Source organism: Georgenia sp. Z1491 (assembly GCF_049856175.1).
Lineage (GTDB): Bacteria > Actinomycetota > Actinomycetes > Actinomycetales > Actinomycetaceae > JB111.
Genome location: NZ_JBNDNA010000005.1, coordinates 213,912 through 231,331 on the forward strand (window position 1 = coordinate 213,912; position 17,420 = coordinate 231,331).

Annotated in this window: 20 protein-coding genes; 11 read left to right on the forward strand and 9 right to left on the reverse strand. The window is 72.7% G+C overall.

Features of this window, described 5'->3' with window-relative positions; translation table 11 throughout:
- Positions 1-34 precede the first annotated feature (34 nt).
- Both ACPYO4_RS07395 and ACPYO4_RS07400 read left to right on the forward strand, forming a co-directional pair.
- Positions 35-217 carry a hypothetical protein gene (locus ACPYO4_RS07395; RefSeq protein ID WP_425708572.1) on the forward strand — a complete coding sequence of 61 codons (183 nt, stop codon included), beginning with the start codon at positions 35-37 and terminating at the stop codon, positions 215-217.
- Between the two features lie 11 nt (positions 218-228).
- Positions 229-891 carry a class I SAM-dependent methyltransferase gene (locus ACPYO4_RS07400; RefSeq protein ID WP_425708573.1) on the forward strand — a complete coding sequence of 221 codons (663 nt, stop codon included), beginning with the start codon at positions 229-231 and terminating at the stop codon, positions 889-891.
- A 77-nt stretch (positions 892-968) separates the two neighbouring features.
- On the opposite strand, the gene ACPYO4_RS07405 is transcribed toward ACPYO4_RS07400, so the two are convergent.
- Complete coding sequence (locus ACPYO4_RS07405) at positions 969-2,330, reverse strand: MFS transporter (protein ID WP_425708574.1); 1,362 nt, start codon at positions 2,328-2,330, stop codon at positions 969-971.
- A gap of 274 nt (positions 2,331-2,604) precedes the next feature.
- Here ACPYO4_RS07405 and ACPYO4_RS07410 point away from each other — a divergent pair, with 274 nt between their 5' ends.
- Entirely contained in the window at positions 2,605-3,150 is a 546-nt protein-coding gene (locus ACPYO4_RS07410) for a winged helix-turn-helix domain-containing protein (RefSeq protein ID WP_425708575.1), read from the forward strand.
- Between the two features lie 44 nt (positions 3,151-3,194).
- Here the strand turns inward: ACPYO4_RS07410 and ACPYO4_RS07415 are convergent, their stop codons facing one another.
- From ACPYO4_RS07415 to ACPYO4_RS07425, 3 genes are read right to left on the reverse strand one after another with little or no spacing between them, the layout of a single operon-like run.
- Entirely contained in the window at positions 3,195-4,157 is a 963-nt protein-coding gene (locus ACPYO4_RS07415) for a 1-phosphofructokinase family hexose kinase (RefSeq protein WP_425708576.1), read from the reverse strand.
- Positions 4,154-4,921: a DeoR/GlpR family DNA-binding transcription regulator gene (locus ACPYO4_RS07420; protein WP_425708577.1), complete on the reverse strand. Its 768-nt coding sequence runs from the start codon at positions 4,919-4,921 to the stop codon at positions 4,154-4,156. The genes ACPYO4_RS07415 and ACPYO4_RS07420 overlap by 4 nt, the downstream gene beginning before the upstream one ends.
- Positions 4,922-4,978: 57 nt before the next feature.
- Positions 4,979-6,037, reverse strand: a complete 1,059-nt coding sequence (locus ACPYO4_RS07425; RefSeq protein ID WP_425708578.1) for a zinc-dependent dehydrogenase — start codon at positions 6,035-6,037, stop codon at positions 4,979-4,981.
- A gap of 184 nt (positions 6,038-6,221) precedes the next feature.
- On the opposite strand from ACPYO4_RS07425, the gene ACPYO4_RS07430 reads away from it, so the two are divergent.
- Positions 6,222-8,291, forward strand: a complete 2,070-nt coding sequence (locus ACPYO4_RS07430) for a PTS mannitol transporter subunit IICBA (RefSeq protein WP_425708579.1) — start codon at positions 6,222-6,224, stop codon at positions 8,289-8,291.
- Between the two features lie 97 nt (positions 8,292-8,388).
- Positions 8,389-8,922 (forward strand): putative glycolipid-binding domain-containing protein, encoded by a 534-nt coding sequence (locus ACPYO4_RS07435; protein WP_425708580.1) that lies wholly within the window; start codon positions 8,389-8,391, stop codon positions 8,920-8,922.
- A 21-nt stretch (positions 8,923-8,943) separates the two neighbouring features.
- Here the strand turns inward: ACPYO4_RS07435 and ACPYO4_RS07440 are convergent, their stop codons facing one another.
- The 3 genes from ACPYO4_RS07440 to ACPYO4_RS07450 all read right to left on the reverse strand — a co-directional run bounded on the left by ACPYO4_RS07440 (position 8,944) and on the right by ACPYO4_RS07450 (position 10,569).
- A complete protein-coding gene (locus ACPYO4_RS07440) occupies positions 8,944-9,396 on the reverse strand; it encodes a hypothetical protein (RefSeq protein WP_425708581.1) in 453 nt (150 codons plus the stop codon).
- Positions 9,397-9,597: 201 nt separating this feature from the next.
- Positions 9,598-10,134, reverse strand: coding sequence for a DUF6506 family protein (locus ACPYO4_RS07445; RefSeq protein ID WP_425708582.1), 537 nt, complete (start codon positions 10,132-10,134; stop codon positions 9,598-9,600).
- An 87-nt stretch (positions 10,135-10,221) separates the two neighbouring features.
- The gene (locus ACPYO4_RS07450) at positions 10,222-10,569 is read right to left on the reverse strand and encodes a hypothetical protein (protein ID WP_425708583.1); all 348 of its coding nucleotides are present in this window, start codon (positions 10,567-10,569) and stop codon (positions 10,222-10,224) included.
- A 14-nt stretch (positions 10,570-10,583) separates the two neighbouring features.
- Here ACPYO4_RS07450 and ACPYO4_RS07455 point away from each other — a divergent pair, with 14 nt between their 5' ends.
- A complete protein-coding gene (locus ACPYO4_RS07455; RefSeq protein ID WP_425708584.1) occupies positions 10,584-11,864 on the forward strand; it encodes a glutaminase in 1,281 nt (426 codons plus the stop codon).
- Between the two features lie 72 nt (positions 11,865-11,936).
- Here the strand turns inward: ACPYO4_RS07455 and ACPYO4_RS07460 are convergent, their stop codons facing one another.
- Both ACPYO4_RS07460 and ACPYO4_RS07465 read right to left on the reverse strand, forming a co-directional pair.
- Positions 11,937-12,560, reverse strand: coding sequence for an SRPBCC domain-containing protein (locus tag ACPYO4_RS07460; RefSeq protein ID WP_425708585.1), 624 nt, complete (start codon positions 12,558-12,560; stop codon positions 11,937-11,939).
- Positions 12,561-12,649: 89 nt separating this feature from the next.
- On the reverse strand, positions 12,650-13,567 hold the full coding sequence (locus ACPYO4_RS07465; protein WP_425708586.1) for an ATP-grasp domain-containing protein: 918 nt from the start codon (positions 13,565-13,567) through the stop codon (positions 12,650-12,652).
- 198 nt (positions 13,568-13,765) lie between these two features.
- Here ACPYO4_RS07465 and ACPYO4_RS07470 point away from each other — a divergent pair, with 198 nt between their 5' ends.
- From ACPYO4_RS07470 to ACPYO4_RS07490, 5 genes are all read left to right on the forward strand, one after another.
- On the forward strand, positions 13,766-14,671 hold the full coding sequence (locus tag ACPYO4_RS07470) for a MetQ/NlpA family ABC transporter substrate-binding protein (RefSeq protein ID WP_425708587.1): 906 nt from the start codon (positions 13,766-13,768) through the stop codon (positions 14,669-14,671).
- Positions 14,672-14,766: 95 nt separating this feature from the next.
- A complete protein-coding gene (locus tag ACPYO4_RS07475) occupies positions 14,767-15,918 on the forward strand; it encodes a methionine ABC transporter ATP-binding protein (RefSeq protein ID WP_425708588.1) in 1,152 nt (383 codons plus the stop codon).
- On the forward strand, positions 15,915-16,577 hold the full coding sequence (locus ACPYO4_RS07480; RefSeq protein ID WP_425708589.1) for a methionine ABC transporter permease: 663 nt from the start codon (positions 15,915-15,917) through the stop codon (positions 16,575-16,577). Before ACPYO4_RS07475 ends, ACPYO4_RS07480 begins: the two co-directional genes overlap by 4 nt.
- 131 nt (positions 16,578-16,708) lie before the next feature.
- Positions 16,709-17,035: a hypothetical protein gene (locus ACPYO4_RS07485; RefSeq protein WP_425708590.1), complete on the forward strand. Its 327-nt coding sequence runs from the start codon at positions 16,709-16,711 to the stop codon at positions 17,033-17,035.
- On the forward strand, positions 17,032-17,406 hold the full coding sequence (locus tag ACPYO4_RS07490) for a hypothetical protein (RefSeq protein ID WP_425708591.1): 375 nt from the start codon (positions 17,032-17,034) through the stop codon (positions 17,404-17,406). Before ACPYO4_RS07485 ends, ACPYO4_RS07490 begins: the two co-directional genes overlap by 4 nt.
- Positions 17,407-17,420: the final 14 nt, after the last annotated feature.

Below are 17,420 nucleotides of genomic sequence, written 5' to 3' on the forward strand. Positions count from 1 at the left end.
CCCGCGCGCGCCGCCCGGGTGTCAGACTGGGGCCATGCAGGGACGCAGCACACTCGTCACGGTGCTCATCGTCGTCGTCTTCATGGTCGCGGCCTGGTGGCTGGTGGGCTGGTTGTTCCAGGCGGTGTGGTTCCTCGTGCGGCTCGCAGTCGTCGCGGTCGTCGCACTGGTGCTCTACGTGCTCGTCAGCCGCTGGCTGGCACGCCGCGGCGACTGATCGCGAGCACCATGGACGCACACGCCGCCGGGCACGAGCACGTCGACCCGCACGCCGACCCGCTCGAGCACTGGGAACGGCGCTACTCGGAGTCGGACCGCATCTGGTCGGGCCGGCCCAACGCGACCCTCGTCGACGTCGCCGCTGACCTGCCGCGCGGGCGCGCACTCGACCTGGGGTGCGGCGAGGGGGCAGACGTCATCTGGCTGGCGCAGCAGGGGTGGACGGCCACGGGTGTCGACCTGTCCTCCGTGGCGGTCGGCCGGGCCCGGGCCGCGGCCGCGGATCTCGACCTCCCGACCGGATCGGCGAGGTTCGTCGCCGCCGACCTCGGCACCTGGGACCTCGACGGCGGCCCGTGGGACCTCGTCACGGCAAGCTTCCTGCACTCGACCATCGAGCTGCCCCGCACTCAGATCCTGCGCCGCGCGGCGGACGAGGTCGCGGCGGGCGGCCACCTGCTCGTCATCACCCATGCGGCCCCGCCACCCTGGGCGGACGCCGCGATGCACGAGTACCGCTTCACCACCCCGGAGGAGGACGCCGCCGAGCTGGCTCTTCCCGCCGGCGACTGGAAGACCGTCCGCGCCGAGGTCCGCCGGCGCGCCACCACCTCCCCCGACGGCGAGGATGCCGACCTCGACGACGGCGTGCTGCTGCTCCGCCGCAGGTAGCCGCCGGGCCACCCTGTCCTGTACCCGCCCGGCCGGGCCGTCCGCCCCGGCGGTTCGTGATCGCGGAGGGCACCTGGTCAGGCCACGACGTCGTCGTGCTCGATCTCGTGCGCGGCGACGAGACGGCTGCTGATCCGCGTGGCCACGTAGGCGACGACGACCAGGGCGAGGACGACCGTCCCGACGAACACCGCCGGCAGGCCCCACAGCTCACCCACGAGGCCACCGGCGAGCGCCCCGAGCGGCATGAGGCCGTAGCCGATCATGCCTCCGGCACCGCCGACCCGGCCGAGCGCATCGGCGGGGATCAGTCTCTGCCGGAGGGTACGGGTGACGACGTTGCCGATCATGTTGAGCAGGCCGACGACGACCAGGGCGATGCCGATCGCCCACGGCTCGGGCACGAGGACCGGCACCAGGAGTGCTCCGAACTGGATCGCCCAGGACCCGATGAGGACCGGCACCTCGGGCAGCCACCGCGAGACGTGCTCGGCGAGGAACGACCCGACGATCGCTCCGACCGCGAGGAGCGCGGCGAGCATGGCGTAGCGCTCCGGCGTCATGCCGACCGCCGACTCGGCGCCGACCATCCACAGGACGAACACCGCGAAGTAGGCGGTGCTCGCAAAGTTGAGCACCGACTGAGCGATCAGCAGCGGCCGGAGCACCGGGTGCCGGACCTGGAGGCGCAGACCCTCCAGCACCTGCTGCAGGCGGCCGCCGACCGGCTCCGTCGGCGCCGATCGCCGGGGTCGGAAGTCTCCACGCATGCCCAGCCCGAGGACGAGCAGGAACGCCAGGCCGAGTGCGACCGGTATGCCGAAGACCCAGCCTGCGCCGGCCGCCACGAGGAACCCGGCGACCGGGGCGCCGAGGAAGTTCGTGCCGATCTGCTCCAGGCCCATCACCCGGCCGTTGGCAGCGGTCAGCCGCGAGCGCGGGACCAGCTGCGGCACGATCGAGGATCCGGCGAGGTCGACGAAGACCTGCGTGACGCCGTACAGACCGACCCCGGCCACCAGCAGCGGGATCGACAGGTTGTCCGTGACGGCGAGCGCCGCGAGCCCGGCGACGACCGCCAGCCGCGCGGCACCGCCGACGAGCTGGACGTGGCGCCGGTCCGAGCGGTCGACGACGACGCCGGCAACCATCCCGAGCAGCAGCCAGGGCAGCCAGAAGGCGACCTGGATGAGCGAGATCTGTCCCGGGGAACGTGTGAGCGTGATGGCGACGAGCGGGACGCCGACGAGGATGAGGCCGTCGGCGAGGTTGGCGATCCCGACACCCGTGAGATGGACGGCGAATCGTCGACCGAGCGGCTCGCGCACCGTGGCAGCGATCGCAGGGACCGGTCCGTCGACGCCGCGTTCAGCCGTCCCTCCCGCGACGGTCGCGTCGACATCGTGCGCGGGTGGTGCCGTGGTGTCTCGCGTCGTCATGTCGGTTCTCCCCTAGAGTTGTTACAGACGAACGTCTGCAAAGAAGACTCTGCAAAGGTATCTCTGCATCATGTCGACGCGCAAGAGCCCCACGCCCCCGTCCTCATCGGGCACCGGTCCCGGGGCGGCCACCGGCGAGCCCGGTACGCCCGGTACGCCAGGTACGCCAGGTACGCCAGGTACGCCAGGTACGCCAGGTACGCCAGGAGAGCCTGCCGGGCCGACCGACGGCCGTGATCCCGCGATATTCGCCCCCGCCATCGACGCGGGCGCGATGAAGGCCTTCGCCCATCCCCTGCGCATGGCGATGTACGACTACCTCAACGACCACGAGGCCGCGACGGCGACGACGCTCGCCCGGCACACCGGGGAGAGCACCGGACAGACGAGCTACCACCTGCGCCAGCTCGCGCGGCACGGGCTCGTCGAGGAGGTCCCGGGCCGGGGCACGGGCCGGGAGCGCTGGTGGTCGGCGGTGGGGTTCCGCATGGACACCGACGTCTGGTCGGACCCCCGCAACCGGCCGGCTGTCGCCACGGTGCTCGACCACCAGATCACCCAGCGCGCCCGGGCAGTCGAGGAGTGGCTGCTGCGTGCCGAGACCGGCGACGGCGCGTGGACGGAGGCCTCCGTCAACTCGCGCCACACGGCGACGATGACGTCCGAGGAGACCCGCGCGATGCGCGACGCGCTGATGGCCGTGCTCCACGAGCACTCCGAGGCGGCGAAGGCGCGCCGCGAGGACGGGGAGTCCGCAGCGGCCGGCCCGACCCGACGCGTGCGCGTCTACCTCGACGTGTTCCCGCTGCCCGAGGACTGATCACCCGCGGCCGCGTCGGAGCTCGGGGCTGCGGAGGGCGTCGGTCAGGTGGTCGGCGCGGGCCGGCCGACCTGGAGCCGCACGGGTCGGACGGAGGCGGGCCCGACGTCCGACGGGCGCGGGATCGTGGTGCCCGGGAGACCGGCGGCGGCGCTCCCGTAGGCGACCGCGTGCGCGAGCCGCTCCTCGGGCGGCAGGCCCCGTTCGCTCGCGAGCAGGTAACCGAACAGGCTGGAGTCGCCGGCGCCCACGGTGCTGACGACCTCCGTCGCAGGGGCCGGGGCGTGCCAGGCCCCGTCCGGCGTCGCCAGGACCGCTCCCCCGGCGCCGAGCGTCACCAGCACCGCACCGACGCCGCGCCCGACGAGCTCGAGCGCGGCGTCGGCGGCGGCCCGGTGGTCCGCCTCGAGGCGCACCGCATCGGCGGCGGTCAGGCTGGCCAGCTCGTCGCCGTTGGGCTTCATGAGGTCCGGGGCCGCCGCAGGCAGTGCCGCGGCGAGCTCCGCGAGGGGCGGTCCGCTGGTGTCGACGGCGATCCGGGCACCGGTCGCCCGCAGGTCGACGACGAGCTCCGCGTACCAGGCATCGGGCGCCCCCGGCGGGAGCGAGCCCGCGAGGACCACCCAGTCGGCGTCGCCCGCGAGCGAGACGACGTCGTCCCGCAGACCGTCGAGCAGCCGGCGGTCCGCGACCGGGCCGGGGTGGTTGATCTTCGTCGTCGTGCCGTCCGGCTCCGTGAGCGTGAGGTTGACACGGACAGGACCCGCGGGCAGCCGGGTGCGGCACTCGATCCCCGCGCCACCCAGCTCTGCGACGAACACCTCGTCGGCCGGGAGCACGGCGAGCGTGGGGACGCCGGCCGCGACCGCGGCGCGCGAGATGTTGACGCCCTTGCCCCCGGCCTGCGCGGTGGCCCCGGTCGAGCGAGCGACCCCACCGCGCACCAGCCGGCCGCCGAGGACCACCGTGCGGTCGATCGACGGGTTCGCCGTCAGGGTGACGATCATGCGACCACGAGCTCGACGCCGAGGTCGTCCAGCACGGCGCGCGGGACGGGCGGGTCCGCCGAGTCCGTGACCACCACGTCGACGTCGGCGAGGTCCGCGAAGCTCACCGTGGCGTCGCGCGCGAACTTCGACGAGTCCGCGAGCACGACGACGATGCGGGCCGCCCGCACCAGCGCTGCCTTGACGGCCGCCTCCTCCGGGTCGGGGGTGGACAGACCGTGCTCGGCGCTGATTCCGTTCGTCCCGACGAACGCGACGTCGACCCGGACCCGCTCGAGCGCCTCGGTCGTGGGCGACCCGACGGCGGCCTGCGTGGTGCGGCGGACGCGGCCCGGCAGCAGGTGCAGGTCGACCTCGGGCAGCAGGGCGAGACCCGCGGCGATCGGCACGGCGTGGGTGAAGGCGACGAACCGCGCGCCCTGGGCGACGAGGTTGACGAAGCGGCCGGTCGTGCTGCCGGCGTCGATCACCACCGTGCCGCCGGCGTCCGGGAGGAAGCGCTGCGCCGCGAGGGCGATCCGCTCCTTCTCCCGGGATCGCGTGACGTCGCGCTCGTCGAGGCCGGACTCGATCGCCGAGAGCGACGCGGCAGGCACGGCACCACCGTGCACCCGGCGCACGAGCCGCATCCGCTCGAGCGCGCCGAGGTCGCGCCGCACCGTCTCGCTCGTCACGTCGAACTCGTCGGCGAGCTCCGCGACGGAGACCCGGCCGCGCGTGAGGACGAGCCTCGCGGCGGCCTGCTGCCGTTCCTCTGCATACACGGTGCTCCTCCCTCGCGACCCGACGGTGCTCGCGCCGATGCTATGCGCGCCTGGCGCTCAGGGCTCGACCGTCACCTTGATCCCGGCCCCGGTGCGCACCAGGTCGAAGGCGTCGAGCACGTCGTCGAGCGGCACGCGATGGGTGATGAGGTCCGCGACCGGGACGCGCCCGGACGCGATGTGCTCGAGGGCCCGCCGGTTGTGCTCCGGGGCGGACCCGTTCGCGCCGTGGATGTGGAGCTGCCGGTAGTGCACGACGTTGGAGTCGAGCGCGATCACCGGGTCGTTCTTCGGCAGGCCGCCGAAGAACGAGATGCGCCCGTTGCGGGCGGCCATCGCGACCGCCTGCTCCTGGGCGACCTTCGCCGCGGTCGCCGTGATGACGACGTCGGCCCCCCGCCCGCCGGTCAGCTCGAGCACCCGCTCGACGACGTCGACCGTGGAGGCGTCGATCGTCCCGTCCGGCCGGGCGGCGGCCGCGGACATCGCGAGCCGCTCGGCGTTGACGTCGACGAGGTGGACCGCCCCGGCGCCGTGGACGCCGCGGGCGACACGGACGTGGAGGCAGCCGATCGGACCGGCACCGAACACGACGACCGTGTCCCCCTCCTCGATCCCGAGGAGCTCCTGCGCGTTGATCACGCAGGCGAGCGGCTCGGCCACGGACGCCTCGTCGAGCCCGACGCCGTCGGGGACGCGGTTGAGACCGTCGACGGCGAGGACCTCGCGGGGCACGACCATGTACTCGGCGAACCCGCCCTCGTACTGGTAGCCGACCGACGTCTGGTTCTGGCACACGGCCATCCAGCCCCGGCGGCACTCGTGGCACCGACCGCACGGCACGGCGGCGATCACCTGCACGCGGTCGCCCACCTGCCACGGCCTGCCGTCCGGGGCCGCCGCGTCCGCACCGACCTCGACGACCTCGCCGGCGATCTCGTGCCCGGTGGTCCGTGGGGGGCTGAGGTTCTGGTGCCCGTTGTGGAAGATCTTGACGTCGGTTCCGCACGTCGAGCAGTTCCGCACGCGGATCTTCACCTCGTGCGGTCCGCACGTCGGCTCCGGCACGTCCTCGAGCCGGACGTCCTCGGGTGCGTAGAAGCGCAGGGCCTTCATCGGTCCTCCTGGGTCGACCGTCGGCGCCGGTGCCGGCCGCCGACCCCGATCATAGCCACACGTTCGCAGAATCTGCCAGCGCTGTTTACTTGGCTTCAGTTGGGTTCGTGTGGTTTCATCCTCGCAATAGACGTGTGGCAGCGCGACGGCCGACGTCGGCCGCCGTCGATCTCGAGGAGGAGAGATGTCCGCACCCACTGACGTGAGGCCGGCCGCGGAGGACGCCCGCCCCGGGCGGGGCGCCCGGGTGGCCGTGCAGCGGTTCGGCACGGCCCTGTCGAACATGGTGATGCCCAACATCGGCGCGTTCATCGCGTGGGGGCTCATCACCGCCCTGTTCATCGAGGCGGGGTGGATCACGCTCGTCGGCGACCGCGTCCTCGGGCACGAGGGCGGGTACGGGTTCGTCGAGCACTTCGGCGGCTGGGGTGCCGGCGCCGAGGGCGGCGGAATCGTCGGTCCGACAATCACCTACCTGCTGCCGATCCTCATCGGGTACACCGGTGGTCGGATGATGTACGGCGACACGGCTCGAGGTGGCGTGGTCGGCGCGATCGCGACGATGGGCGCGATCGCCGGTGCCGACGTCCCGATGTTCCTCGGCGCGATGGTGATGGGACCGCTCGGCGGCTGGTCGATGAAGAAGCTCGACGCGCTGTGGGCCGACCGCATCCGGCCCGGGTTCGAGATGCTGGTCAACAACTTCGCGGCCGGCATCTGGGGCATGCTCCTCGCCGTCGTCGGGTTCGTCGCCGCGGGCCCGTTCGTCTCGGCGTTCTCCACCGCCGCGGAGCGGGTGGTCGACGTCCTCGTGGACAACAGCGTCCTGCCACTGACCTCCGTGCTCGTCGAGCCTGCGAAGGTGCTCTTCCTCAACAACGCGATCAACCACGGCGTCTTCACCCCGCTCGGGACGGCCGAGGCGGCGTCGGAGGGGCAGTCGATCCTCTTCCTCATCGAGGCGAACCCCGGACCCGGGCTCGGGCTGCTCCTCGCGTTCACGGTCTTCGGCACCGGCATGGCGAAGGCGTCCGCGCCCGGCGCCGCCCTCATCCAGTTCGTCGGCGGCATCCACGAGATCTACTTCCCGTACGTCCTCATGAAGCCGGTGCTCATCGTCGCGATGATCGCGGGTGGTATGACCGGCGTGGCGACGAACCTGCTCCTCGACTCCGGGCTGCGCGCCCCGGCCGGGCCGGGGTCGATCATCGCGGTGCTCCTGCAGTCACCGGCCGGCAGCCTCCTCGGCGTCACGCTGTCCGTCGTCCTGTCGGCGGCCGTCACCTTCGTGGTCGCCGGCGCCCTGCTGCGGACGGGGCGGTCGGGTTCCGACGACCTCGCCGGGGCGACGGCCGACATGGTGGAGATGAAGGGGCGCAGCTCGATCGCCTCCTCGCTCGTCGCCGGTGCGGGCGGGACGGGCCGGATCCGCACCATCGTGTTCGCGTGCGACGCCGGCATGGGATCCTCCGCGATGGGGGCCTCGGTCCTCCGCAGGAAGGTGCACGCGGCCGGCTTCACCGACGTCACCGTGGACAACCGGGCGATCGCGAGCCTCACGGACGACGTCGACCTCGTGGTCACGCACCGGGACCTCACCGAGCGCGCCCGCGGCCGTACGCCGTCGGCCGTCCACGTGTCCGTCGACGAGTTCCTCGCCAGCCCGCGCTACGACGACGTCGTCGCCCTGCTCCAGGAGCAGGCGGACGGGACCGTGGGCGGGACCGCGGACGGAGCCGGCACCCCGGTCGGCACCGAGCACGGCGCTCCGATCGGTGCCGATCAAGGTGCCGCGGCGGTCGCGACCGCCGCACCCCCGAGGCACGGCCTGCTCGCGCGGGAGTCGATCGTCCTCGACGGCGCCGCACAGAACCGCGACGACGCGATCGACGAGGCGGGTCGGCTGCTGGTCGCCGCGGGCGCGGTCCCCGAGGAGTACGTGGCCGCGATGCACGAGCGCGAGCTGTCGGTGTCCACGCTCGTCGGGAACGGGCTCGCGATCCCGCACGGGACCGACGCCGCCAAGGACCTCGTCCGACGCACGTCGCTGTCCTTCGTCCGGTACACCGAGGGCGTCGACTGGGGCGGGCAGCGGGCGGAGTTCGTCGTCGCCATCGCGGGCACCGGTGACGACCACCTCCAGGTGCTCTCGGCGCTCTCGCAGGTCTTCCTCGACGAGGCGGAGGTGGACCGGCTGCGCGCGGCGGGCTCGCCCGAGGAGGTGCTCGACATCCTCGGCGCGGTCCAGGTCTGACGGGAGGCGGGCTGCCCCCCCGGCTCGACCGGGTTGCGGTCCGCGCCGCCGGAGGCGACGCTCAGGGTGCCCGCCGCCCGTCGTTCGAAGGACCCCAATGCACTCGCTGACCCGCAGGTGGACCCGGCTCGACCAGGAGGGGCACGAGGACCTCGAGCTCCACCACGCGGCGAGCCTGGTCGCCGTCGGTGCCGTCGAGGTCGGCCAGGAGCGCTACTCCTACCGGGCGAGCCTCACCCACGACTGGGACTTCCTCCACCTCACGGTCGGCTCCGGCGACGGCCGTGCGCTGTCGGTCCACCGCTCCCCCGCCGGCGTCTGGAGCGTCGACGCGCAAGACCGCGAGGACCTCGCGGACGCGGTCGACATCGACCTGTCGTTCAGCCCGTTCACCAACACCCTGCCGATCCGGCGACTCGACCTCGACCTCGGCGCCTCCGCGGAGATCGTCTGCGCCTACGTCGACACGCCGTCGCTGGAGGTGACGACCGACCCGCAGCGGTACACGCGGCTCGACACCCACCTGTACCTCTACGAGTCGATGGACTCCGACTTCACCCGCGAGATCACGGTCGACGACCAGGGGCTCGTGGTCGACTACCCCGGCCTCTTCACCGTCGAGCCGGCCTGAGGGGCGTCGCGCCCGTCGGGCTCATCCGTCGAGCACGGCCGGATACACCCACAGCGCCAGGACGGCCGCGACGGCGAGCGACACGAGCGCGGCGACAACAAGAGTGATCCTGGTCGCGGCGCGCCCGCGCACCACCAGGGCCAGGAGCAGCAGCCCCACCCCCAGCACCCCGAGCAGGGCCGCGAGCGCCGCCGCCACCCCGGCGTCGGTCGCCACCTGCTCGTCCGCTCCGCCGTTCGCTGCCTCGACCTCGGCCCAGGTGAATCCGAAGTAGGCCGCCGAGACGGCGGCGGCGACGATGACCGCCACCAACCAGTACCGGTTACGGGTGCTCGCCCGGTCGGCGTCCGCCTGGGTGATGCGCCTGCGCTCAAGGCGAGCGGCGGTCGGGTCCTCGTGCGACATCGGCCCGGCACCCGCGGCCGGGGCGTCCTGGGGGAACTCTGCGTCGTCCCTCGACGGGTCCGTGGTCATGGTGCGCCTCCTCGGCTCCGGTGCGGGCGAAGGTGCCCGCACCACCCCGCGCCGGGCGCCGAGATACCGTGCTCACCCGCCTGACGCGGACACTCCGATCATACCGAGGGCGCCTCGGGCCGTTCCCTTCCGGGAGGGCCGGACCGTGCCCCGCCGGCGGGGCCGACCCGCGCGACGCACGCCCAGGCACGTTCGTCGCGATCAGTCGTCGTAACCGACGAACCCGACGGGGATGCGTCCGCCGGAACCGCGCCACACGGCGGCAGCGTGGTCGGTACCCAGGCCCCCGTAGAGCTCGATCATCCCGACGCCTGCTCCGGCGAGATCGACAGCCAGCCCCTCCGTCTCCCAGAGCGACCCGACGGGGATGATCGTCGCGTCAGGATGCTCCACACGCTCCACGCCGTCGCGCGCGGGGACCAGGAACACCTGCGGACGGACCTCGCCGCGCCCGAACGCCGCCTTGAAGTCGGCGATGAGCTCGAGCGACTCGAAGCCGTACCGGTTGAGGCCGAGCCGCACCGGGTCCGGGCGGTCGTCTCCCGCGAGAGCAGCCCGGACCTCTGCCGCGACGTCGACCGGGAGCCCGCCGCAGAGCTCGAGCCGCGCCCACCCCTCCCCGACGAGTCGCAGGGCTTCGGGGACGACGTCGGCAGCCTCCGCCCCGACGACGGTCAGGCCGTCGGTCAGCAGGCGGTCACCCGGTGTCCCCTCGTACAGCACGGCGGTGGGTTCCATGTGGGGGACAACCGCGGGCGGTACGGACATGTTCCACCGGTCCGCCACCGCGTCGGCGGGTGAGCACTCAGCCGACGGGAGCGTCCGCTACCGCTCGAGCATGACGGGATAGAGCACGAGGACCAGCACGGCGGCGACCACGATGAGCGCCACGGACAGGCCGAACGTGACCCCGGCCGAGATCCGTCGGCCCGGTGCACGGGCGAGCAGGAGCGCCACGATGTTGCCGACGCCGAACGCCCCGACCGCGGCCGCCCCGCCCACGACCAGCGCGGCGGCGCGCACTCCGTCCTCGTCGAGGCCGTGCGCGGTGGCGTCGGAGTGCCCCCACCAGAAGCCGAGGAAGGCGGCGACCGCGGCGAGCCCGACGACGACCGGCACGACCCACGCCCGCCCGTCGCCCCCGTTCGTCGACGGTGCGTAGGGATCGGTCATGTGACGATGGTGCCATGCGCTCCCCGGTCGCCGAGTACCTCGACGAGATCCTCGCCGCGACGGCCATCGGGCCGGCCCGCGGGGAGCAGGCCACCTACATACCCGAGCTCGCCCGGGTCGACCCCGGCCTCCTCGGCCTGGCGCTGACGACCACGGACGGGGTCACCTACACGTCCGGTGACGCCGACACCCTGCTCTCGATCCAGTCCGTGTCCAAGCCGTTCGTGTACGCCCTGGCCCTGCGCGACCGGGGGATCTCCGCCGTCGAGGCGAAGGTCGGCGTCGAGCCCACCGGGGAGGCCTTCAACGAGATGACCCTCGAGGAGGTCTCCAAGCGTCCCTACAATCCGATGATCAACGCCGGCGCCATCGCCACGAACACCCTCGTCGGCGACCCGGGGCTCACGGACGCGGACCGGGAGGCGGTCATCCTCGACGGCCTGTCCGCGTTCGCCGGGCGGCGCCTCGATGTGGAAGAGACGGTGTTCGAGTCCGAGATGGGCACCGCCCACCGCAACTACTCGATCGCGCACATGCTGGCCGGCTACGGGATCCTCGGGACCGACGCGCACGCCGCCGTACGCGGATACGTCCGCCAGTGCGCGGTGCGGGCGAGCGCGCGGGACCTGTCGGTCATGGCGGCCACCCTCGCCAACGGCGGGACGAACCCCGTCACGGGGGAGCAGGTCGTACCGGGCACGGTCGTGCGCCAGACGCTGTCGGTCATGCTCGCGTGCGGGATGTACGACGCGGCCGGCGACTGGATCACCGACGTCGGCATCCCGGCCAAGAGCGGTGTCGGCGGCGGACTCATCGGCGCGCTGCCCGGGCAGCTCGGCGTCGCCTCGTTCTCTCCCCCGCTCGACGAGCACGGGTCGAGCGCCCGCGGCGTGGAGATCTTCGAGCGGCTCAGCCACGACTTCGGCCTGCACCTCATGTCCGTCCCGCCGCTCACGAGGTCCGTGATCCGCGGCCGCCGGACGCTCGACCTGGGCGGCGGCGCCTCGGCGACCTGCTACGAGCTGCAGGGACCGCTGCGGTTCTCGAGCGTCGAGGCCGTCACGCGGGTGATCTCGGAGAACCCGCCGTCGCACCCGGTCGTCGTCATCGACACGAGCTCGACGACGTCGGTCGACCCGACCGCCACCCGCATGCTCGGCGACGTGGTCCGCCGCCTGACCGACGACGGCGCGCGAGTGTGGCTCGTCGGCCCGCCGGGGACGATCCACGAGCACGACCTGGGCGAGGACGCCCACGTGGTGTCGACGATCGACGACGTCGGCCGGGACGCGTAGCTCCGGACGGATCGGGGCGGCACGGGCCGCGAGCCCCGGGGGCCCGTGGCCGGCCGGTCCTCGGGGCCCGGGTCAGCCCGGCTCCTCCTCGCCGCGGTAGAAGGCCGCCGCCCGGGCCGCCGCGTCACGCGCCACCTCGGGGTCGGCCCCGGCGGCGAGATGGGCGGACTCCCAGGCGCGTGCCAGCTCGGTGGCGAACCGCAGCCCGGGCTCGGACGTGCTGAACTCGCCCATCGCCTCCGGGGTCGAGCGCGGGTCGCCGGCGAGGAGAAGCGCCAGGGCGAGGAACGCGCCGTCCCAGCCGATCCCGGTCGCGGCGGGTCCGAACGCGCGCCAGTGGTCGTCGTCGGGCACCGTGTGCCGCAGGGCCACCGTCGTCCCCCCACCGGACGGCACGATCGCCACCGACAGTCGACTGACGTCGCCCTCGAACTCCCAGGTCACGTCGAGGGCGCCCGGCTCGACGCAGCGCTCGATCGTGCCCTCGGTGCCGCTGCCCGTCAGCCGGTAGCGGCCCCCCTCGCGCAGGTCGCCCTCGACGGGCTCGAGCCACCTCTCGAGCCGGGCCGGGTCCGTGAACGCCGACCACAGCTCGGCGGCCTTCGCCGCGAAGGTCTGCTGGAGGAGCACGACGTGCGTACCGTCGCCGGGCTCGAGGGCACGCCCGACGGCTGCGATCTGCTCCGAGAGGTCCACCCCGCCACGGTGCCAACCGGGTCCAGCCTCCGCAACCCGACGGGCCGAGGCGGCCCGGACCGGGGCAGGGCGGTCGGCGAGCGGTCAGGTCACCAGAACGCGCGCACGGCGATGGCGTCCGCGAACGCCTCGAGCCCGTCGTCGACGGCACCGAGGTAGAGCGAGCCGTCGATGAGCGAGATCTCCATGACGTAGAAGCCGCCCTTGCCGTCCCGGACGAGGTCGACCCGGCAGTAGAGCAGCTGCTCGTCGCGGCCGAGCCGGTCCTTGATGTAGCCGTGGATGGCCCGCCGGATCCGCTCGCCCCAGCGCCACTCCTCCTCGGAGGCCTCGCGGGAGGACGCGACCTCCTCGTGGACGTCGTCGACCGAGCGGAAGGACGGGTGGAGCATCGGCTCCTTGACGACCATGTGCTCGGAGAGGCCGTTGAAGTAGATGAGGGAGATCTCGCCCTCGCGGTCGATCTGGTCGAGGTAGCGCTGGACCATGACGGTCCGGCCCTTCCGCAGCTGCCGGTCGACGTGCAGGATCGCCTCCTGCCGGGAGGCGGCGTCGGTGGACGTGTAGCGACCGGTCCCGCGCCCGCCGGAGGAGACCGCGGGCTTGACCACGAAGTCGCCGTCGGCCGGCATCCGCGTATGGATCTGGTGCTTGCTGTAGCCGACGTCGGGCTCGAGCCACTGCGTGGGGATGATCGGCATCCCGCGCTTCTCGAGCTCGAGCAGGTAGTGCTTGTCGGTGTTCCACTCCATGACGTCGGGGTGGTTGAGCACCCGGTGCAACGACTTCGTCCACGTGAGGAACTGGTCGAGCTTCTGCGCGTAGTCGCGCACGCCGCGGACGACGACCAGCCCGGCCTCGGACCAGTCGACCGTCGGGTCGTCCCACACGCGCACCCGCACGTCGATGCCGCGGGCGCGCAACGCGGCCGGCAGCTCCCGCTCGTCGTCGCTGAGCTCCGGCGCTCCGGACCACGTGGCAAGGGTGACTACTGGCGTCGTCGACATGCTCGGCAATCTACCCGCGACCACGGCGCCGCGCGGCCCGGCGCCACGCACGCCGACGACCGGCGTCGCGCAGGTCACCCCGGCGTGACCAGCATGTGAGACATGGGGGGCGGGGGCAGCGCGCACCCCCGGGGACCGCGCAGAGTCCTGCCGTTCCGCCGGGCACCCCCCGGGCCCCACGCACCGACAGGGATCACGATGACCGCACGCCGCACCCACCGCGCAGCCGCTCTGCTCGCGCTCGCCGCCGCACTGCCCCTCACGCTCGCCGCCTGCTCCTCGGAGGACGAGGGCGACGGGGAGCGCGGGTCCTCCGCGGACTCCCCCATCCGCATCGGCGTCGTCGGTGCGGCCGACCCGCAGTGGGACATCTTCACGGACCTGGCCGAGGAGGAGGGCATCTACATCGAGGTCCAGGACTTCACCGAGTACACGCAGCCGAACCCGGCGCTGACGGACGGCTCGCTGGACCTCAACCAGTTTCAGCACATCCTCTACCTCGCGCAGCACAACGAGGCCACGGGCGACGACCTCACCCCGATCGGCGCCACCGCCGTCTACCCGCTCGGCCTGTACTCGACCGAGTTCACCGACGTCGAGGAGATCCCCGACGGCTCCGAGATCGCCATCCCCAACGACGTGACCAACCAGGCGCGCGCCCTGTTCGTCCTGGAGGAGGCCGGGCTGATCGTGCTCAACGAGGACGCCGGCGTCGTCCCCGACCCGACGGACGTGGACGAGGGCGCCTCCAGCGTGACCGTCGCGCCGATGGACGCGAACCAGACGGTCGTCGCGCTCGACTCCGTCGCGGCCTCGATCGTCAACAACGACTTCGTCAGCGACGCGGGGCTCTCCCCCGCCGATGCGATCTTCGAGGACTCCGCCGAGTCCGAGGGCGCCCGCCCCTACATCAACGTGTTCGTCGCCCGTGCCGACGAGGCGGAGAACGAGAACTACGCCCGGCTCGTCGAGCTCTTCCACGACCAGAGCGTCGTCGACGCCCTCCAGGAGAGCTCGGGCGGCACCGCCTCGATCGCGGACCAGGACCCGGCCGAGCTGCAGGAGATCCTCGACGAGGTGCAGGCCTCGCTCGCCGAGGGCTGACCCTGCCACCTGCGAGGCAGGGACCGGAGAACCCTCAGAGCCCACCGTCGGCGGGGCGCGGAGCACCGCGCCCCGCCACCGGCATGAAAGGTGCCATGAGCACAGTCATCTCCTTCGACGACGTGTCGAAGACGTTCCCGAGCAAGTCCGGCGACGTGCGCGCCGTGCGTCACGTGAGCCTGGAGGTCGCCGAGGGTGAGATCTTCGGCGTCATCGGCTGGTCCGGCGCCGGGAAGTCCACCCTCGTCCGGCTCATCAACGGCCTCGAGCCCGTCACCGACGGGCGCGTGAGCGTCCTCGGCACGGAGATCTCCGGCCTGACCGAGCGGCGCATCCGCCCGATCCGGCCCGAGATCGGGATGATCTTCCAGCAGTTCAACCTCTTCAACAGCAAGACGGTCACCGAGAACATCGCCTATCCGCTGCGCCTGGCCGGCTGGTCGAAGGAGCGGCGTACCGCCCGGGTCGCCGAGCTGCTGGACTTCGTCGGGCTGAGCGACAAGGCCCGCTCCTACCCCGACCAGCTCTCGGGCGGGCAGAAGCAGCGCGTGGGCATCGCGCGCGCCCTCGCCCCGGGGCCGAGGATCCTGCTGGCCGACGAGTGCACGTCGGCCCTCGACCCGGAGACCACGCGCGAGGTGCTCGCCCTGCTCCGCCGCATCAACGAGGAGCTCGGCCTGACCATCGTCCTCATCACCCACGAGATGGACATCGTCAAGCACCTGTGCGACCGGGTCGCGGTGATGGAGCTGGGCGAGGTCGTCGAGTCCGGCACCGTCTACGACCTCTTCTCCGACCCCCAGCACGACACGACCCGCCGTTTCGTCGCGACGTCGCTGCGCGACAGGCCGCGTACCGACACGCTCCGCGCGCTCGCCGAGACCCACCCGGGCGCCGTTCTCGCCACCGTGGCCGTGCGGGAGAACCGTGGGTCGTCCGCCGTGCTGGCCCGGACGCTCGGCGAGCACCCCGGCGTGCAGTCGGCCCTCGTCTACGGCGGCATCACCGACGTCGGCAACCGACCGCTCGGGTCGCTGACCTTCGCGCTGACCGGGGACGCCGAGCGGGTGGCGGCGCTCGTGGAGGCCCTCGAAGAGGTCGCCGAGGTCGAGCGTCACGAGCTCGACGCCGGGCCCGACCCGAACGACCTGCCGCCCGCACCGACGACCCCGACCGATGCGACCACGCCGACCGGTCCGACCACGCCGACCGGCCCGACCACGCCCGAGACGGAGGGCCCGCGATGACGTTCGACTGGGAGAACAACTGGGACGTCTTCCTCGAGGCCTTCCTCGTCACGCTGCAGATCGTCGGCACCACGCTGCTCATCGGCGGCGTGGTCGGCCTCGTCCTGGGGACGCTGCTCTACGCGACCCGGCGCGGGGGCGTGCTCGCCAACCGCTGGCTGTTCGGGTTCCTCAACGTCCTGACGAACTTCGTCCGGCCGATCCCGTTCATCATCTTCCTCACAGTGATGGGCCCGGTGACGATCGGGATCGTGGGCACCCGGATCGGCACGGAGGCGTTCATCGTGCCGGCGTCGATCATGGCCTCGTTCGCCACCGGGCGGATCGTCGAGCAGAACCTCGTGGCGCTCGACCCCGGCCTCATCGAGGCGGCGCGCGCGATGGGCGCCTCGCCCTGGCGGATCATCCGCACCGTCGTCATCCCCGAGGCGCTCGGACCGCTCATCCTCGGCTACACGTTCATCTTCATCGCCATCGTCGACATGTCCGCCCTCGCCGGGATGATCTCCGGCGGCGGTCTCGGTGCGTTCGCCCTGACCTACGGCTACCAGCGCTTCGACTGGTGGCTGACGGTCATCACGGTGATCGTCATCGTCATCCTCGTGCAGTCGGTGCAGTTCTTCGGCAACTGGCTGGCGCGCAAGGTCATGCGCCGCTGAGGCCGCGAGGCACCGCTCTCAAGGGTGTCGGCGAGGTTGCTGGTGCGGGTGACGTCCAGAGAGCGGGCGATGGTCTGAACTGCCCCGATGGAACCGTTCCCGGCGTGACGCCCCGGTGACACCATGTCGCCATGCCGAGCCTCTCAGCACTCGCCTCACCGGTCCTTGCCACTCCGGTGCTTGCCGGTGCCTCGCCGTTCGCGGACCGCCCGACGCCGATCATGTTCTACGTCGTGCCGGCCCTCATGGTGCTGATCATCGTCGGCAGGGTCGTCCAGGGGATCCTCCGGCTGCGCGCGGAGCGGCGCCGCCAGGAGCACCAGATCCGCATGCTCGAGCTGCGGCACCAGGCGTCGACCGGGAACGTCGGCCCCGCGCCGTCCGGCACCGCCGACGAGGGGTGGTCCGGCCTCGAGGCGCAGTACCTCCGCGCGCGGCAGGGGCGCGGCGCCTCATGACAACGGGAGGAGCGTCGTTCCCGACGGGGTGGGTGATCACCGCCGTCGTCATCATCGCCGTGATCAACGTGGCGAGGATCCTCTGGCGGCTGGGAACGGGCGGGTACTCAGGGCACGGCGGTGACGACGGCTACGGCCGTGATCGGCGTCGCCGGTCCGGCTGGGGGCGCGGCTCGGGACGCCGTCGTGGCTCGTCGGGGCGGAGCAGCTTCGGCGGCTCGTTCGGTGGCGGCTCGGGATCACGGTCGTTCTCGGGGCGCTTCGGCGGAGGCTCGGGCCGCTCGCGCCGCCGGTCCTCGGGCGGCTCATCGAAGCGTCGCGGCGGCGGGATGCGCAAGGGCAGTCGTCGCATGGGCGGCAGGAAGCGCTGACCCGGCACACGGAC

What these genes read in the sequence shown, in the direction of transcription:
- ACPYO4_RS07395 (WP_425708572.1), top strand. Translation starts at nt 35, where the DNA reads ATGCAGGGACGCAGCACACTCGTCACGGTGCTCATCGTCGTCGTCTTC.
- ACPYO4_RS07445 (WP_425708582.1), bottom strand. Translation starts at nt 10,134, where the DNA reads ATGGAACCCACCGCCGTGCTGTACGAGGGGACACCGGGTGACCGCCTG.
- ACPYO4_RS07435 (WP_425708580.1), top strand. Translation starts at nt 8,389, where the DNA reads ATGCACTCGCTGACCCGCAGGTGGACCCGGCTCGACCAGGAGGGGCAC.
- ACPYO4_RS07440 (WP_425708581.1), bottom strand. Translation starts at nt 9,396, where the DNA reads ATGACCACGGACCCGTCGAGGGACGACGCAGAGTTCCCCCAGGACGCC.
- ACPYO4_RS07410 (WP_425708575.1), top strand. Translation starts at nt 2,605, where the DNA reads ATGAAGGCCTTCGCCCATCCCCTGCGCATGGCGATGTACGACTACCTC.
- ACPYO4_RS07400 (WP_425708573.1), top strand. Translation starts at nt 229, where the DNA reads ATGGACGCACACGCCGCCGGGCACGAGCACGTCGACCCGCACGCCGAC.
- ACPYO4_RS07470 (WP_425708587.1), top strand. Translation starts at nt 13,766, where the DNA reads ATGACCGCACGCCGCACCCACCGCGCAGCCGCTCTGCTCGCGCTCGCC.
- ACPYO4_RS07475 (WP_425708588.1), top strand. Translation starts at nt 14,767, where the DNA reads ATGAGCACAGTCATCTCCTTCGACGACGTGTCGAAGACGTTCCCGAGC.
- ACPYO4_RS07485 (WP_425708590.1), top strand. Translation starts at nt 16,709, where the DNA reads ATGCCGAGCCTCTCAGCACTCGCCTCACCGGTCCTTGCCACTCCGGTG.
- ACPYO4_RS07425 (WP_425708578.1), bottom strand. Translation starts at nt 6,037, where the DNA reads ATGAAGGCCCTGCGCTTCTACGCACCCGAGGACGTCCGGCTCGAGGAC.
- ACPYO4_RS07415 (WP_425708576.1), bottom strand. Translation starts at nt 4,157, where the DNA reads ATGATCGTCACCCTGACGGCGAACCCGTCGATCGACCGCACGGTGGTC.
- ACPYO4_RS07465 (WP_425708586.1), bottom strand. Translation starts at nt 13,567, where the DNA reads ATGTCGACGACGCCAGTAGTCACCCTTGCCACGTGGTCCGGAGCGCCG.
- ACPYO4_RS07480 (WP_425708589.1), top strand. Translation starts at nt 15,915, where the DNA reads ATGACGTTCGACTGGGAGAACAACTGGGACGTCTTCCTCGAGGCCTTC.
- ACPYO4_RS07490 (WP_425708591.1), top strand. Translation starts at nt 17,032, where the DNA reads ATGACAACGGGAGGAGCGTCGTTCCCGACGGGGTGGGTGATCACCGCC.
- ACPYO4_RS07455 (WP_425708584.1), top strand. Translation starts at nt 10,584, where the DNA reads ATGCGCTCCCCGGTCGCCGAGTACCTCGACGAGATCCTCGCCGCGACG.
- ACPYO4_RS07405 (WP_425708574.1), bottom strand. Translation starts at nt 2,330, where the DNA reads ATGACGACGCGAGACACCACGGCACCACCCGCGCACGATGTCGACGCG.
- ACPYO4_RS07430 (WP_425708579.1), top strand. Translation starts at nt 6,222, where the DNA reads ATGTCCGCACCCACTGACGTGAGGCCGGCCGCGGAGGACGCCCGCCCC.
- ACPYO4_RS07450 (WP_425708583.1), bottom strand. Translation starts at nt 10,569, where the DNA reads ATGACCGATCCCTACGCACCGTCGACGAACGGGGGCGACGGGCGGGCG.